Origin of the sequence: Streptomyces sp. S3(2020) (assembly GCF_013044505.1) — a bacterium.
GTDB lineage: Bacteria > Actinomycetota > Actinomycetes > Streptomycetales > Streptomycetaceae > Streptomyces.
Map to the genome: position 1 here is coordinate 1 of NZ_JABERD010000224.1, position 15,187 is coordinate 15,187.

Annotated in this window: 14 protein-coding genes; 10 read left to right on the forward strand and 4 right to left on the reverse strand. The window is 69.2% G+C overall.

Going from position 1 to position 15,187, the window contains the following annotated elements:
* The first annotated feature begins 70 nt into the window (after positions 1 to 70).
* Together HLK59_RS41255 and HLK59_RS41260 are read left to right on the forward strand one after the other, a co-directional pair.
* On the forward strand, positions 71 to 1,549 hold the full coding sequence (locus HLK59_RS41255; RefSeq protein WP_171146793.1) for a gluconate:H+ symporter: 1,479 nt from the start codon (positions 71 to 73) through the stop codon (positions 1,547 to 1,549).
* A gap of 107 nt (positions 1,550 to 1,656) precedes the next feature.
* A complete protein-coding gene (locus tag HLK59_RS41260; protein ID WP_171146794.1) occupies positions 1,657 to 2,208 on the forward strand; it encodes a hypothetical protein in 552 nt (183 codons plus the stop codon).
* A 72-nt stretch (positions 2,209 to 2,280) separates the two neighbouring features.
* On the opposite strand, the gene HLK59_RS41265 is transcribed toward HLK59_RS41260, so the two are convergent.
* Complete coding sequence (locus tag HLK59_RS41265; RefSeq protein WP_171146795.1) at positions 2,281 to 3,630, reverse strand: M14 family metallopeptidase; 1,350 nt, start codon at positions 3,628 to 3,630, stop codon at positions 2,281 to 2,283.
* Positions 3,631 to 3,874: 244 nt separating this feature from the next.
* On the opposite strand from HLK59_RS41265, the gene HLK59_RS41270 reads away from it, so the two are divergent.
* Positions 3,875 to 4,336: an ATP-binding protein gene (locus HLK59_RS41270; protein WP_171146796.1), complete on the forward strand. Its 462-nt coding sequence runs from the start codon at positions 3,875 to 3,877 to the stop codon at positions 4,334 to 4,336.
* A gap of 170 nt (positions 4,337 to 4,506) precedes the next feature.
* Positions 4,507 to 5,832, forward strand: coding sequence for an Nramp family divalent metal transporter (locus HLK59_RS41275; RefSeq protein WP_171146797.1), 1,326 nt, complete (start codon positions 4,507 to 4,509; stop codon positions 5,830 to 5,832).
* Here HLK59_RS41275 and HLK59_RS41280 read toward each other — a convergent pair.
* On the reverse strand, positions 5,808 to 7,076 hold the full coding sequence (locus tag HLK59_RS41280) for a hypothetical protein (protein ID WP_171146798.1): 1,269 nt from the start codon (positions 7,074 to 7,076) through the stop codon (positions 5,808 to 5,810). The two genes, HLK59_RS41275 and HLK59_RS41280, sit on opposite strands and share 25 nt — an antisense overlap.
* Before the next feature lie 83 nt (positions 7,077 to 7,159).
* Positions 7,160 to 7,669, reverse strand: a complete 510-nt coding sequence (locus HLK59_RS41285; protein ID WP_171146799.1) for a SigE family RNA polymerase sigma factor — start codon at positions 7,667 to 7,669, stop codon at positions 7,160 to 7,162.
* A gap of 185 nt (positions 7,670 to 7,854) precedes the next feature.
* Here HLK59_RS41285 and HLK59_RS41290 point away from each other — a divergent pair, with 185 nt between their 5' ends.
* From HLK59_RS41290 to HLK59_RS41300, 3 genes are read left to right on the forward strand one after another with little or no spacing between them, the layout of a single operon-like run.
* Entirely contained in the window at positions 7,855 to 9,156 is a 1,302-nt protein-coding gene (locus HLK59_RS41290; RefSeq protein WP_346779934.1) for an aromatic acid/H+ symport family MFS transporter, read from the forward strand.
* Between the two features lie 24 nt (positions 9,157 to 9,180).
* Positions 9,181 to 9,528, forward strand: coding sequence for a hypothetical protein (locus HLK59_RS41295; protein WP_171146800.1), 348 nt, complete (start codon positions 9,181 to 9,183; stop codon positions 9,526 to 9,528).
* 3 nt (positions 9,529 to 9,531) lie between these two features.
* Positions 9,532 to 10,077 carry a hypothetical protein gene (locus tag HLK59_RS41300; protein ID WP_171146801.1) on the forward strand — a complete coding sequence of 182 codons (546 nt, stop codon included), beginning with the start codon at positions 9,532 to 9,534 and terminating at the stop codon, positions 10,075 to 10,077.
* A gap of 54 nt (positions 10,078 to 10,131) precedes the next feature.
* Here HLK59_RS41300 and HLK59_RS41305 read toward each other — a convergent pair whose 3' ends face one another.
* Positions 10,132 to 11,820 carry a glycoside hydrolase family 18 protein gene (locus HLK59_RS41305; RefSeq protein WP_171146802.1) on the reverse strand — a complete coding sequence of 563 codons (1,689 nt, stop codon included), beginning with the start codon at positions 11,818 to 11,820 and terminating at the stop codon, positions 10,132 to 10,134.
* A 279-nt stretch (positions 11,821 to 12,099) separates the two neighbouring features.
* Between HLK59_RS41305 and HLK59_RS41310 the strand changes: the two genes are divergently transcribed.
* From HLK59_RS41310 to HLK59_RS41320, 3 genes are read left to right on the forward strand one after another with little or no spacing between them, the layout of a single operon-like run.
* Positions 12,100 to 13,014, forward strand: a complete 915-nt coding sequence (locus tag HLK59_RS41310; protein ID WP_346779935.1) for a hypothetical protein — start codon at positions 12,100 to 12,102, stop codon at positions 13,012 to 13,014.
* 40 nt (positions 13,015 to 13,054) lie between these two features.
* On the forward strand, positions 13,055 to 13,762 hold the full coding sequence (gene cpaB, locus HLK59_RS41315) for a Flp pilus assembly protein CpaB (protein WP_171146803.1): 708 nt from the start codon (positions 13,055 to 13,057) through the stop codon (positions 13,760 to 13,762).
* A gap of 7 nt (positions 13,763 to 13,769) precedes the next feature.
* Complete coding sequence (locus HLK59_RS41320) at positions 13,770 to 15,023, forward strand: AAA family ATPase (RefSeq protein ID WP_171146804.1); 1,254 nt, start codon at positions 13,770 to 13,772, stop codon at positions 15,021 to 15,023.
* Positions 15,024 to 15,187 lie beyond the last annotated feature (164 nt).

Here is a 15,187-nt window from a genome sequence, read left to right on the forward strand (position 1 = left end):
GCCCCCCACGGGTGGCCATGCCGCGATTCGCCCTGCCCGAAAGCTTTATGTACTTACGCAGAGGACCCCCATGTCCCAACAGCTCGCCGCGACACCCCCCGCCACCACCCCACCCCACACCGGAGGCCTGCTCCTCCTCATCGACGGCACCGCCGGTCTGCTCACCGTCGCCGCCATCGGTATCGCCCTCCTCCTCTTCCTGATCATCAAGGTCAGACTCCAGCCCTTCGTCGCCCTCCTCGCCGTCTCCATAGCCGTCGGCCTCCTCGCCGGTCTCTCGGTCACCGAACTCTTCGGCACCGTCCAGCGCTCCGACGCCGTCTCCACCATCGAGTCCGGCATGGGCGGCATCCTCGGCCATGTCGCGATCATCATCGGCCTGGGCACGATGCTCGGCGCGATCCTCGAAGTCAGCGGCGGCGCCGAGGTGTTGGCGTCCCGGCTCCTGAACCTCTTCGGTGAGAAGAGGGCACCTCTCGCCATGGGCCTCACCGGCCTGATCTTCGGCATCCCGGTCTTCTTCGACGTGGGCATCTTCGTCCTCGCCCCGATCGTGTACGCGGCGGCCAAGCGCAGCGGCAAGTCGATCCTGCTCTACTGTCTCCCCCTGCTCGCCGGTCTCTCCATGACCCACGCCTTCCTGCCCCCGCACCCCGGCCCGGTGGCCGCGGCCGGACTGCTCCACGTGGACCTCGGCTGGGTCATCCTGATGGGCGTGATCTGCGGCATCCCGGCGGTACTGGCCGCCTGGGCGTTCTCCGCGTGGATCGGCCGGCGCATCTTCGTGGCCGTACCGCAGGACATGGTGGAAGCGGCCGCGGAGGCCAGGCTCGCGGTCGTCAACGAGCAGCGCGAGCAGGGCGTGGAGCCCCGCGAGGACCCGGTCCCGCTGGGCACGGTCCTCGGCATCATCGGCACCCCGCTGGTCCTGATCCTCGCCGCCACCTTCTCCTCGATCGCCCTGGACCCGTCCACCGGACGCTCGGTGATCGAGTTCTTCGGCAGCCCGTTCGTGGCCCTGACGATCGCCCTGCTCCTCGCGTACTACCTCCTCGGCCTCCGGCGCGGCTGGTCCCGCAAGTCCCTGGAGACCGTCTCGACGGCCTCGCTCAAGCCGGTCGGCAACGTCCTGCTCGTCGTGGGCGCGGGCGGGGTCTTCGGCGCGATCCTCAAGGCGAGCGGTGTGGCCCAGGCGCTCTCGGACACCTTCAACGACGTGGGCCTCCCGGTGATCGTCCTGTCGTACCTGATCTCGGTGGTCCTGCGGGTGGCCCAGGGCTCGGCGACGGTGGCGATCGTGACGACGGCCGGCATCGTGGCGCCCCTGCTCTCGGCGGGCGACCACTCCCAGGCCTTCGTCGCCCTGGTCATCATGGCCATCTCGGCGGGCTCGATCTTCGCCTCGCACGTCAACGACGGCGGCTTCTGGATGGTGTCGAAGTACTTCGGCATCTCGGAGCGGGACACGCTGAAGACGTGGACGGTCCTGGAGACGGTCCTGTCGGTGGCGGGCTTCGCGATGGCGGCGGTGCTGAGCCTGTTCGTCTAGGCAGTGATGGGCGGATCCGGTCCAACCCGGGACGGATCCGCCCATCACCCGGGCCACATCCGGCCCCGGGGCCCCACGGCACAGGTTCGTCCGCCATACTTTTCGGCGTGGAGCAGCGCATAGGTTCGAGCAGCAAGCCCCTGGAAGGTGCCGGGTTCGACCCGGCCTTCATCCCCGGGCTGACCTCACCCGTGTCCGGCGAGCCGGAGGACGCCAAGCCGGAGGACGCCGAGGAGCCCCTCGCGGAGGAGGTGTCCCTCACGAAGAAGGAGACCGCCGCCGAGGAGGAACCCGCTCCCGACGACCCGGAGGCGGACCCGGACGAGGCCGACGGCCCCGTCTTCGAGGCGTCCGACCGCCGCGCGAAGATCGTCGCCGACGCGAAGGGCGTACGCCTGAGCCTCGACGAGGAGCGGTGCGAGTTCCGCTGGGACGAGATCGGGGCGATAGAGACCGAGACGCCGCGCTTCGGCAAGCGGTACACGATCACCGTGCACACCCCGGACCGCCGCTGGTACCCGATCGAGGTCGAGGCCACGTCGCGGGCGCGTTTCCAGGAGTGGGACGAGCAGCTGGACGCGGTTCTGGACGCCTACTTCGAAGACGGCGCCGAAGACACCGAGGTCACCGAGGTCACCGAAGACTCCGAGGACGACTAGCCCCGCCCAGGGGCGCGGGGAACTGCGCGACCGGCCACCACCGGCCCGCAGTTCCCCACAACCTCTCCACCTCTAGGCGCAGTACTGCGCCTCCTTGCCGATGGACCGGTACATACAGTCGGCGTTCTCCAGCAGTTGGAGCACCGCGTCCCGGTTGCGCGCGGTCTCCGCCGCGATCACCTCGTCGGGCGGGTAGAAGCCGCCGCCGGAACTCGACGACGGGTACATCTCGAAGGTGTACCCGAAGATCTTCTGACTGCCCCACAGATAGTCGTCGATCGATCCGTCGGTGATGTACAGATCGCTGGACTGCTCGGGCGTGTAGCCGTTGCTCGCGGCCATCTTCCCGCCGACCGTGGCGAAGGCGTTGCGGTCGTCGGTCGTCATGCCGGTGGCCGTGTTCGCGGTCGTGTACCCGTAGGGCCACAGCACCAGTTCGCTGTACGTGTGGAAGTCGATGCCGGCCTTGATCTGCTGCACGCCGCCGACGACCCGGCTGCGGACGAAGTTGGCGACGACCTTGACCTCGGGCGCCGACTCGGCCGCCGTGCCGCGGTACGTCTCCGAGGACGTCGACCCGGACGAGCCGCCGCAGCAGCCCCACCGGTAGGCCCAGTTGCGGTTGAGGTCGGTACCGACGTAGGAGGAACCGGAGTTGGGCTGCCGGTTCTTGCGCCAGGAGCGGTAGGAGCCGGTCGCGACGTCGTACTCGCCGCCGTCGGGGTTGAGGTCCGGGACGATCCAGATCTCGCGGTTGTTGACCATGTTGGTCACCCGGGAGTCGGTGCCGTAGTCCGAGGTCAGCTCGTTGAGCAGGTACAGCGCCATCTCGACGGTGAGGTGCTCACGGGCGTGCTGGTGGTGGGTGAACAGCACCTCGGGCTCGGACTCGTCGGTCGCCACGTTGTCGCTGATCTTGATGGCGACGATGTTCCGGCCCTGGTACGAGGTGCCGATCACGAGGGTGCTCGCGATGGACGAGTTGGCGGAGACGACCGAGTTGATCTCGTTCGTCATCTCCGTGTAGTTGTGGTATCTGGAGTCGGCCGAGGGGAAGTCGAGGATCCCCACCGCGCTGTCCGCGGCGGAGGACCGGTCGGGGACGGCGCCGAGCGCGGTGATGTCGTAGCCCTGTGCGCGCAGTCTCTTGATCTGGTCGGCACGGCCGGAGATCACGACACCGTGGTCGTCCACCTCGTCGATGGCCACGCCGGCCTGCTGGAGGGCCGAGCGTTCCTTGACCGTCGCGTGGGTGTGGACCTCGTACTGGCGGATGTCGTCCGCCGAGGGAGCCGCCCCGGCGGTGCTGTCGGCACTGGCGCCCGGGGAGAGGGGCGCCGCGAGTGCGAGGGCGACCAGGACGGCGAAGGCGGCGGTACGTCTTTTGCCGCGGGCGCCTGAGCCTCGTATGCGAAGTCGCATGAAGTCTCCTAGTTTCTCCAGGGATTCCGGGGTCTCCGGGCCTGGAGCAAGTGGGGATACAGGTGACTCACAGGTGCGGGTGCGGCGCTCATCGTGCGCCTATGGCATGAGCAGGTCAAGAGTCAATAAAGACGCGATGGCCGGAACCCGGCGGCCGTGGCCCGATCCCGAACTGATGTCCGTAGGTAGTGAATCGGGTATTCCTCCCCGTGTGCGGCACCGGGGGGACGGACATCCTGATCCCATGCTGGAAGTCGATCCTCGGTACGCCTCGTACCCCCAACCCCCCTTGGGGGCGGGCCATCTGAGCGTCGAGTACGCCCCCCGCCCCGCCGCCGTCCGCGAGGCCCGCGCCACGGTCCGCCGGCAGCTGGAGGGGTGGGGACTCGCGGATCAGGAGGACCTGGTGGACACGGCCGAACTGCTCGTCAGCGAGCTGGCCACCAACTCCCTGCTGCACTCCGCGAGCAGCTTCCGCCTCACCCTGTTCGCCTCGCACGGCGTACTGCGCTGCGAGGTCGCCGATGTCGGCCGCCGTACGCCCCAGGTGCTCCAGGCGGGCACCGCGGAGAGCGGCCGAGGCATGTTCCTGGTGGATGCGCTTGCCCGGCGCTGGGGCTGCCATCAGGACGGGCCGGGCAAGACCGTGTGGTTCGAGCTCGGCACGTGCGGGTCCGGCGACTGTGGTCGGCGACAGTCGTTCTGACCCGAGAGTTCCGGATACGTCAACTCAACTCTCCCCGGAACCACAGCCCGGGCCCCGGTGCGCTTGCCCAGCCGCCGGGGCCCGACCCTTTTCTCCCGGGTAAGCGCATCGGGTGAAGATCCGGGCAGGCCCCCTTGCCGGGCAGGCGGCGTTGGGCTTTCTTGACCTTCATGGCGGACACCACGGGCAACCCCACAGATACCCAGGCATCATCCGGCAACCCCCTACCCCGCAAGTCCAGTTGGAAGTACATCGGCCCCGGCATCGTCGTCGCGGCCACCGGCGTCGGCGCCGGCGACCTGGTCGCGACCCTCGTCGCGGGCAGCAACTTCGGCTACACGCTCCTGTGGGCCGCCGTCATCGGCTGCCTGGTCAAGATCTCCCTCGCCGAGGCCGCCGGCCGCTGGCACCTGTCCACCGGCCGCACCCTCTTCGACGGCTGGGCGAGCCTGGGCCGCTGGACCTCGTGGTTCTTCGTCGCCTACGTGGTGATCTGGGGCTTCGTCTACGGCGCCGCCGCGATGTCGTCCAGCGCGCTGCCGCTGCAGGCACTGTTCCCGGACGTGATGGACCTCAAGTGGTGGGCCGTCGCCTGCGGTCTGTCCGGGCTGGTCTTCGTCTGGTTCAACCGGTACGAGATCTTCGAGAAGGTCATGACGGTCCTGGTGGGCGTCATGTTCGTGGTGACGGTCTACCTCGCGATCCGCGTCACCCCGAACCTGGGGCAGGCCTTCGCGGGCCTGCTGCCCGTCCTCCCCGACGAGAAGGACTCCGTCCTCAACACCCTCGGCCTCATCGGCGGCGTCGGCGGCACCATCACCCTTGCCGCGTACGGCTACTGGGTCAACGCCAAGGGCTGGACCAACACCGGCTGGATGAAGGTCATGCGGCTCGACAACCGCGTCGCCTACGCCACCACCGGCATCTTCGTCATCTCCATGCTGTTCGTCGGCGCCGAGATGCTGCACTCGGCGAACATCGCCATCGCCAGTGGCGACAAGGGGCTCATCCAGCTCAGCGACATCCTGGCGGACAAGTACGGCTCGGCGACCGCCAAGTTCTTCCTGATCGGCTTCTTCGCCACCTCGTACACCTCCCTGATCGGCGTCTGGCACGGCGTGAGCCTGATGTTTGCCGACTTCGTCGCCCGCTTCCGAGACAAGGGCGAGAGCAAGGGGACGGGCGAGGAGGTCGCCTCCGGTGCGCGCGAACGCTCCTGGCCCTTCCGCGCATACCTGCTGTGGCTGACCTTCCCGCCCATCGTCCTGCTCTTCCAGGGCCAGCCCTTCCGCCTGATCATCCTCTACGGCGTCCTGGGCGCGGCCTTCCTCCCCTTCCTGGCCGGCACCCTGATGTGGCTCCTCAACTCCGCACGCACACCGGCCGAATGGCGCAACGGCCCGGTCAGCAACGCGATGCTGGTGATCGCCGGGCTGCTGTTCCTGGTGCTGTGCGTGAAGCAGATCTGGGATCAGCCCTGGTCGGAGTTCTTCTGACCGGTCTGCGACTCCTCCCGGCTCGGCCCCCACGCCGAGCTGAGCGCGATCTTCTTGAGCTGCTCCATCGTCAGGGCGGGCTTGTCACGGCTCGGGGCGTCGTGCGGCCCGCCCGCGTTGAGGGCGCTGACCACGACCCGCAGCCCGTTGATGCGCACCGTGTCGACGGTCCACCTGACGGCACCCGGGACGTCCTTGTCACCGGCGTCCACGCGGGTGACCAGCACGGTGCCGTCGCCGACCTCCTCGGCGCCCTCGAAGAGGCTCTCGCCGAGGAGGTCCCCCATGTTCGGCTGCACGTTGATCTCGACCAGGCTCCTGCCCTCGCCGTCGTCGACGACGACATAGCCCCAGCCGGACTCGTCACCGCCCCGCGAGACCGGGGTGAGACCGTCGGGGAGGACGTCGACGAGCGTCTTGCGGATGTCGGTGGCGGCGGTCTCCTGCGGCGCGGCGGGCGTCGCCGTCCGCTTGTCCCGCGGGATGGCGTCGACGGCCTTCAGCCACGCCGGGGCGGTCACCAGCTTCTTCAACTCGGCGGCGTCCAGAGGCGGTTCCTCCCGGGTGACCGGCGAACCCTTCTCGGCCTCGGCGTTCCACTCCGTCACCGAGACATGCTGCCCGGTCGGAGTGACCAGATCGGCGGTCCACATCTTGGTGGGCTCCCGCTTGTCGGGATACTCGTACCCCTGGAGGATCTTCAGCACCGAGCCGTTGTCCAGCCGGCCGGTCGTGCAACGGTCGTACGGAACGAACGTCTTGTCCGGGCACTCGGTCCACTGGCGGGCGTTCTCACTGCCCGGCTCGACCCGTTCGAGGTTCACGGAGACGACGGAACCCCCGTCCCCGTCGTCCCACACGAGCCACGCGTACGGCGAGTCCGCGGTACCGCGACCGGTCTCCTGACTGAACTTCCCGTACCCGAGCTGCTCCTTGAGCGTGCTGATCAGCTCCTGGCCGGAGACGGGCGGCACGGTCGTCGAAGCGCTCGGCTTCGAGGCCACCGAGGACGGGTCCGGGTCCGTGCCGCCGCCGGGCAGGAGCAGCGCCCCGCCCACCCCGACGAGCGCGAGGGAGGCCGCGCCGCCCACGACGGCGGCCCTCCGCCGCAGCCGCAGCCGTCGGCCACGGGCCAGGCCCGCGGTGGTGAGCGCGTGCGGGTCGGCGTCGAACTGCCCCCCGGCATCGCGCAGTTCCGTGGCGACACGGTCCTCGAAGGGATCACTGTGCTGTTGAGCGGGCATGGCTAACCACCGTTTCCCCGAGGTGTGAAGGATGAGAAGTCAGAGGTGTGGCTGAGGCGAGGTCATCGGGACGGGTGGGGCCGTCAGAAGCGTGCGTACTCGCCGAGGTCCTCGCCCAGCAGCTCCCGCAGCCGGCCGAGGGCGCGGGTGCAGCGGGTGCGGACGGCGGAGGAACTGGCGTTCATCGCGTCGGCGGTCTCCTCGATCGAGCGGTCCTCCCAGTAGCGCAGCACGACCACCGCCCGGTCCTTGGCGGGCAGCCGGGAGAGCGCCTGGAGCAGGGTGAGGCGCAGCGGGACGTCGCCGTGGTCGGCGTAGGCCTGCTCCGGGAACTCGTCGGTGGCGCGCTCCTTGCTGCTGCGGCGCCGCTGGTGGGCGAGGAACGCCCGGGTGAGGACGGTCTGCGCGTACCCGGCGGGGTTGCCGACCCGGGCCACCCGGTGCCAGCTGATGTACAGCCGGCCCAGGGTCTCCTGCACCAGATCCTCGGCGAGATGCGTGTCCCCGGCGGTGAGCAGGCACGCGGAGCGGTAGAGATGCCCCGCGCGTGCCGCCGCGAACTCCGCGTACTGGTCCGCAAGGACCTGTCTCATGTGTTCCCCCTGCTGGTGGGTGCGCCTGCTTCGCGCTCTCACTTCATTGATGCGGTGGGCCCCCGGAAATGTTTCACACCAGATGCATGGGATCTTGCGGGCATTGACACAGCTGACGGCCGGGGAGAGACTCGCACAGCCTCTGACCAGGGCGTTCAGTTCCGCACTCGAAAGTGGGCGCCCCTGTGCCGTCGACCGACCGCACCTTCAGAACCGTCGGCCCGGTGCTCGCCCTGTGCTGGCTCGCGCTGTTCTTCGACGGCATGGACGCCACGAGCTACGGCGCGACGCTGCCGCATCTCCTCTCGGACGAGGCGTTCGGCTTCACACCGGGGCTCGCGGGGACGATCGGGAGCTGGACGACGTTCGGCATGCTGCTGGGCGCTCTGACGGCCGGCTCGCTCACCGACCGGCTGGGGCGTCGACGCCTGGTCACGGTGAGCGTGGTGGTCTTCTCGCTGGGCTCGGCGTGGTGCGCGCTCGCCCCTACCGCCGCCGCCTTCGGTCTGGGGCGCTTCGTGTCGGGCCTGGGCCTCGGCGGCCTCACCCCCGTCGTGCTGGCGATCGTCGCCGAGTTCGCCCCACCGGGCCGCGTGGCCCTCGCCACCGGCCTGCTGATGACCTCGTACCACGCGGGCGGTATGACGGCCACGGGCCTCGGCCTCGCGCTCGCCCCCGAGCACGGCTGGCGCTGGGTGTACTGGGCGGGCGCGCTCCCCGCGCTGATCGCGGTGCCGCTGGTACGGCGCCGGCTGCCCGAGTCGCCGGGCGTGCTGTTCGCCCGGGGGCGCACGGAGCAGGCGTACGAGGTGGCGGACCGCTACGGCCTGGAGCGCCCCGTGCGGAAGCCCCGGGCGGGGGCGAGCGCCATCAGGTCCCTGTTCACCCGGGACGTCCGCCTGGCCACGCCCCTCCTCTGGGTCGCCTCCTTCTCCGGCCTCCTCCTGGTCTTCGGCGTCTCGGTCTGGCTGCCGGAACTGATGCGGGCGTCGGGCTACTCGCTGACCTCCTCCGTCGCTTTCCTCATGGTGATCAACGCGGGCGGCATCGTGGGCATGCTGATCGCGGGCCGCGCGGCGGACAGATTCGGCCCGGTGAAGGTCTCGGCCCTGTGGTTCGTCCTGACGGCGTGCGGCACGTTCGCGTTGCGGGACCAGCTCCCCCTCCTCCTGGCGTACGGGATCGTCTTCCTCACCGGTATCTGGCTGTTCAGCGCCCAGACGATGGTCTACGCGGCCGCGACCCGCGTGTACGGGGCGGATGTCCGGGCCACCGCCCTCGGCTGGGTCACCGGCATCGGCCGCACGGGCGCGATCGTCGGCCCCGCGCTGGGCGGCATGGTCCTCACGGAGGGCAACGCGGGGCTGGGGTTCACGACGTACGCGGTGACGGCGGTGCTGGGGGCGGTGGCGATCTCGCTGGTGCCGACGGTGACGAGTGCCCGCGTGCCGGGTACGGCGAGTAAGTTGCCCTACGCACACACCTAGCCGTACCACCCCGGGGGACCCGCGATGACGTACCCGCCGTATCCGAGCCACCCACCCCAGGGCTTCGGCCCACCCCCGCCGATGCCGATGCCGATGCCCGAGTTCCTCGCCGTCGACCGTCGCAGCTCGGTGGCCATCGACTCCTCCGGGGTCACCCTGGAACTCAACGGTGTCGAGGCCGAATTCGACTGGCCGGAGATCCGCAGCGTCCACTACCGGGCGAGCCCCAACGGCAAGTCGCTGATGGTCGCGGTCGTCCACGTCGACGGCAACGTCTACGAATGCGTACTGGACGCGAAGCCACGCGAACGCCTGCGGGAGTGGTTCGCGGGGCTGGCCGCGGTATTGGGCTACTACAGGCCGGTGGGGTGAGCCGTGGCAGTCACCCATCGCATCGCCGTCAGGATCGCGGAACAGTTCGGGGCCGACGCGGATACGGTCATCTGGATGCTGAAGGAAGCCGAGGCAGGCAAATTTCGCCGGGTCGCCGCGGAGAGAGTCACGGCCGCCATCGTCATCCGGGCGAATGGCGATGCGGACAGGCTTTTCCGTGCGATCGAGGAGATGCAGATCGATTGGCGGGACCTGTTCATGTCGGCGCAGCTGGGGCATGCCGACTGGCGGGCGGATCTGGATGACGCTTTCGGCCCGCGGGACTGGCTCGACCGACTGCTGTTTCTCCCGTCCGACTACGTGGCGGGATACGACAGCCTGGGGAAGCTGGTCGAGGAGGTCGATCCACCGCAGCTGGATCCGGCGGAATTCGCCCGGGCCGTCACGCAGCGCCTTCGTAACTCCCCTGAGATGCTCGGCGAATGGCAGCGCCTGTGCCAAGACAACCCGGTGGACGGATACGCCGACTTCGTGATCCGCGAGGCCGAGGACGTGCTGGAGTTCATCGGTTGTCTGCTCCGGCAGTGAGCGTGGGGGTGGGGGTGGTCAGGCCACCCCCACCCCCACGCTCCGAGACTTCCGCTACGGCAATGCGTGCACGTGCGGGCCCACCGCGTTCGACCACGCATTCCCCGCCGACGCGTCCCAGTTGGTCGACCAGGTCATCGCGCCCCGCAGGTCCGGGTAGGTCCTGGACGGCTTGAAGGAGCCGCACCCCGTGCCCTTGGTGAGGCAGTCGAGGGCGTTGTTGACGACCGTCGGGGAGACGTACCCGCTGCCCGCGCCGCTCGTCGAGGCCGGGAGGCCCAGGCCCACCTGGGACGGGGAGAGGCCGCCCTCCAACTGGATGCAGGCGAGGGCGGTCAGGAAGTCGACCGAGCCCTGGGAGTACACCTTGCCGTCGCAGCCGAGCATGGAACCGCTGTTGTAGTACTGCATGTTGACGACCGTGAGGATGTCCTTCACGTTCAGCGCGGTCTGGAAGTACGTGTTCGACGTCGACTGCATGTCGATCGTCTGCGGCGCCATCGTGATGATCAGGGACGAGCCCGCCTTCGACGACAGCGACCGCAGCGCCTGGGTCATGTACGTCGCGTTGAGGCCGTTCTCCAGGTCGATGTCCACGCCGTCGAAGCCGTACGTCTGCATCAGCGAGTACACCGAGTTCGCGAAGTTCGTCGCCGAGGAGGAGTCGTTGACCGCGACCGTGCCCCGCTCACCGCCCACCGAGACGATGACCTTCTTCCCGGCCGCCTTCTTCGCCGCGATGTCCGCCTTGAACTGGGCGACGGTGTAACCGCCCAGCCCGGCCGAGTCGAGGTTGAAGGTCACCGCGCCCGGAGTCGTCGTCGCGTCCGCGAAGGCCACCGCGATGATGTCGTACTGGGACTGGACGTCGGAGATCTTCTGGACGGTGGCCCCGTTGTTGAAGTTCTGCCAGTAGCCGGTGACGGCGTGCTTGGGGAGCGCGGGACCGGTCGGGGTCGCCGTCGTCGTCCCCGTCACCGCCGCCGACTTCGCGGACTCACCCGCCGAGTTGGTCGCCGTGACCTGGAAGGAGTACGACGTCGACGCCGCGAGCCCGGTCACCGTCGCCGACGTGCCGGTCACCGCCGTCACCTTCGTACCGGCGCGGTAGACGTTGTACCCGGTCACGCCGGAGACCGTGTTCCAGGACAGGGACACCGACGAGGACGACGTACCGGAGACCGCCAGACCGCCCGGCGCCCCCGGGATCGTCGGCAGCGGATCGGTGCCCCCGCCGCCGTCGGGGCCGTACACCGAGACGTCGTCGGCGAAGTACGCCGCCTGCCCGTACCAGCCGTGCGTGTAGACCGTCACCGAGGTCGTCGAGGACCCGGTGGTGAACGTCGTCGACAGCTGCTTCCAGGAGGTGGAGTCGGGCGTCCACGTCGACACGTCCGTCGTACCGGTGCCGGTCACCCCGAGATAGGAGTACCCGCCCTGCACCCACGCGCTGAGCGTGTACGTCGACCCGGGCTTCACCGCCACCGCCTGCGTGCACTTCGCGTTGTCCTGCCCGGCCGGCGTCGCCTTCAGCGCGGCCGCGCCGCCGTGCACCGGCGAGGAGACGGTCGCCCCGCTGCCCGCCGTACAGGTCCAGTTCGTCAGGCCGGACTCGAAGCCGGCGTTCTTGGCGTTGTTGACATCCGCGGCGGAGGCCTGGCCTGTGCCGGACACACCGAGGGCGAGGGCTGCGAGAACCGCTGCCGACCAGAAGCGAGCAGAGCGTCGTCTGAGTATGGCCATGACAAGCAGACTGGTCCAGACCAATCGAGTCCGTCAATAGGTCCAGACCATCTTTGGTGATTCTCCGGGTCCGCCGGGCCCGCCATGCGGGATCGGCATATGCAATCCGCCCTGGTTTGGGGAACCTTGCGCAAAAACAGTTGCCATCAGCTGAAGAAACGCTGTTCTCCGGTCACATGGGCGTGGCTAGAGTGCTGACGTAGTCACGCAGTGAAGTCGACTGGGTGTGCCGGAGTAACGCCGGTCGGGCCGGCGGGGCATGGGAACGGGGAGCTGCGCGTGCCAACTGCCATTGCCGTGACCGGTGCCGACATGGCGCTGCCGCCGCAGGACGAGCGGACCGTGCCCCCGACCGTCCTGCCGGACCTCGACAAGGAACCGCTGGAGCGCTCGCTCGCAGTCCTCCAGTCGCTCGTCGACCAGCACGGCCATGTGATCGTCGTCTGCTCCAAGGCGGTGCCGAAGGCGGTCGAGCGACGCCTGCACACCGTACGGTCCCTCCTGGAGAGCGACCGTATCGCCCTGTTCCGTCCGGATCTGCCACCCCTTGGACTGGCCGTCCTGGCCCGCCAGTTGAGGCAGCTCGCCTCCTGCGACCTCAGCCCCGGCGTGCTCGCCTCCGCGGGCCGGCTGCTCACCCACTACATCCACGCCGGGGCGGTCCTCGGCTCCGTCACCAAACTCGACCGCGTTCCCGTGGACCTCAAGGCGCATACCAAGTCATGGGTGCCGGGAAGCCAGTTCGGTGTGATCGCCCATCCCGAACCGCAACTGGTCCGCATCGGCCCCGAAGCCACCCTGAAGGGCCCCGAGTTCGCCACCGCCATGCTGGTCGCCAAGGGACAGCTCCAGTCCGACTGGGTCACCGGCACCCTCGCCCCGGCCTGGAACGTCCAGGGCCTGCGCGAGGCCCCGCTCCCCGCCGAGTCACCGTCGTGGTGGGGCACCCCGAAGGTGATCGAGTTCTGCTCGTTCCTGCCCGACCTCTCGGTCCTCTACCAACTGGTCGCGTCGGTCCGCCAGGGCGCCTGCCACTGGTGCGGCATCGATGTGATCGGCGACCGCTGTGTGTTCTGTTCCGCCACGTCACCGCTCACCGAGAACCAGCAGAGCAACTACAACCAGCAGAACCGGTACAGCCAGCAGAACCAGTACAACCAGCAGAGCCAGCAGAACCAACTCACCGCCGGGTGAGCCCTGTCGACCGATATCCCCCAATGAGGTTGTACGGTTCATGAACTCCCGTCAGCGCCGCGGCGTCATACTCCTGATCCTGTCGGCCGTCTGCGCCCTCGCGGCCTTCGCCGGCGTCCTGTCCGTCATCAACGACGCAGAGTCCAAGGTCGGCCCAGAGGTCACCGCCTACCGGCTCAAGACGAACGTGGAGCCCTACAAACCGCTGAGCGAGGCCCAGTTCGAGAAGATCGAGATGCCCGAGCGGTGGCTGTCCGACAACGCGGTCCGCAATCTCCGCGAGATCGAGGGCAAGATCGCCGTCACCGCCCTGAAGAAGGGCTCCCTGCTCCAGAGCGACATGATCGTGGCACAGCCGGCCCTCCAGCCCGGGCAGCAGGAGGTCGCCATCATGATCGACGCGGCGACCGGTGTGGCCGGCAAGATCACACCGAACTCCACGGTCAACGTGTACGCCACCTTCGAGGGTGAGCGGGAGGGCGCCCCCGACCAGTCGAAGATCATCGTGACGAACGCCAAGGTCCTCGACGTGGGCGACCTCACCCCGCTCCAGCCCGACGCCGACGACCGCACCCGCGAGGCCACCGAGGCCGTCCCCATCACCTTCGCGCTCTCCGCCATCGACGCCCAGCGCATCACGTACGCCGAGTCCTTCGCCAAGCGCGTCCGGCTCGCACTGGTCGCGCCGGGCGAGACCGGCACCGTCCCCGAGCAGGACCGCACGTACGAACTCGCGAAGGACAAGTGAGAGCCGTATGCCCACGAGGATCCTGCCGGCGGTAGGCGACGCGGACGCGGTCCGCTCCATCACCACCCTGCTCAGCCAGCTCCCGGACGCCGAACCGGTGACCCCGGTCGTCGACTCCACCCAGCTCGTCGACACCCTCGCGCGCCTGGCCGCCGAGTCCTTCGACGAACTGCCCGAGGTCGTGGTCGTCCACGAACGCATCGGCCCGGTCCCGGCGTTGGAGCTGATCCGCGAGGTCGCCCTGCGCTTCCCCGCGGTCGGCGTCATCCTCGTCACCTCCGACGCGAGCCCCGGCCTCTTCCAGGCCGCCATGGACTACGGGGCCCGGGGCCTTGTGGCGCTGCCGCTGAGCTACGAGGAACTGGCCAGCCGGGTCCAGGCGGTCGCCCAGTGGTCGGTGGGCGTACGGCGGCATCTGGGCGGCACCGTCGACGTGTTCACCGGGGTCGGCGGCACGGTCGTCACGGTCAGCGGGGCGAAGGGCGGAGTGGGAACGACGCTCGCCTCCATCCAGCTCGCCCTCGCCGCCCAGGCCTCCGGCCGCAGCACGGCCCTGGTCGACCTCGACCTCCAGACCGGGGACATCGCCTCCTTCCTGGACGTCCAGTTCCGCCGCTCGGTGGCGGACCTGGCCACCATCACCGACATCTCCCCCCGCGTGCTGGCCGACGCCGTCTTCCGCCACGACAGCGGCCTCGCCCTGCTGCTGGCCCCCGGCGAGGGCGAACGCGGCGAGGAGGTCACCGACCGGGCCGTCCGCCAGATCGTCAGCGCCCTGCGCTCCCGCTACGAGGTCGTCGTCATCGACTGCGGCGCCCAGATCGGCGGGGCCGGTGCGGCGGCCGTCGAGATGGCCGACACGGCCCTGCTCGTCACCACACCCGACGTCGTCGCGGTCCGCGGCGCCAAACGGACCGTCCGCATGTGGGACCGGCTCCAGATCCGCAAGGCCGAGGAGACCACGGTGGTCGTCAACCGGCACACCCGCGGCACCGAGATCCAGCCCTCACTGATCCGGAAGATCACCGGCACCCCGGTCGCCGGGGTGACGATCCCCGCCAACTTCAAGGAACTGCAAGCGGTCGTGGACGCCGGACGCGTCCACGAACTCGACAACAAGAGCGTCGTGAAACAGGCCCTGTGGGGGCTCGCGGGCGAACTGGGCCTCGTCAAGCCGTCCGAGGGAGCACACAAGGGCGGCCGCTCCAGGAACGACCGGCCCACACCGGGCTTCCGCCGACGCAGGGAGCTGGGACCGTGAGGGGGGCCGGGGGTACGGGGCGGCCTCGGGACGTGAGGCGAGCCGGCGATGTGAGACGGCCCGGGGGCTGGCCCTTGTACACACATGACGCTGCCGAAGAAGAGGGAGGGGGAGGTCTGGGGGGTGGAGGGGAGAGTAAAAAAAAAAAGGAACGAGAGGAGACA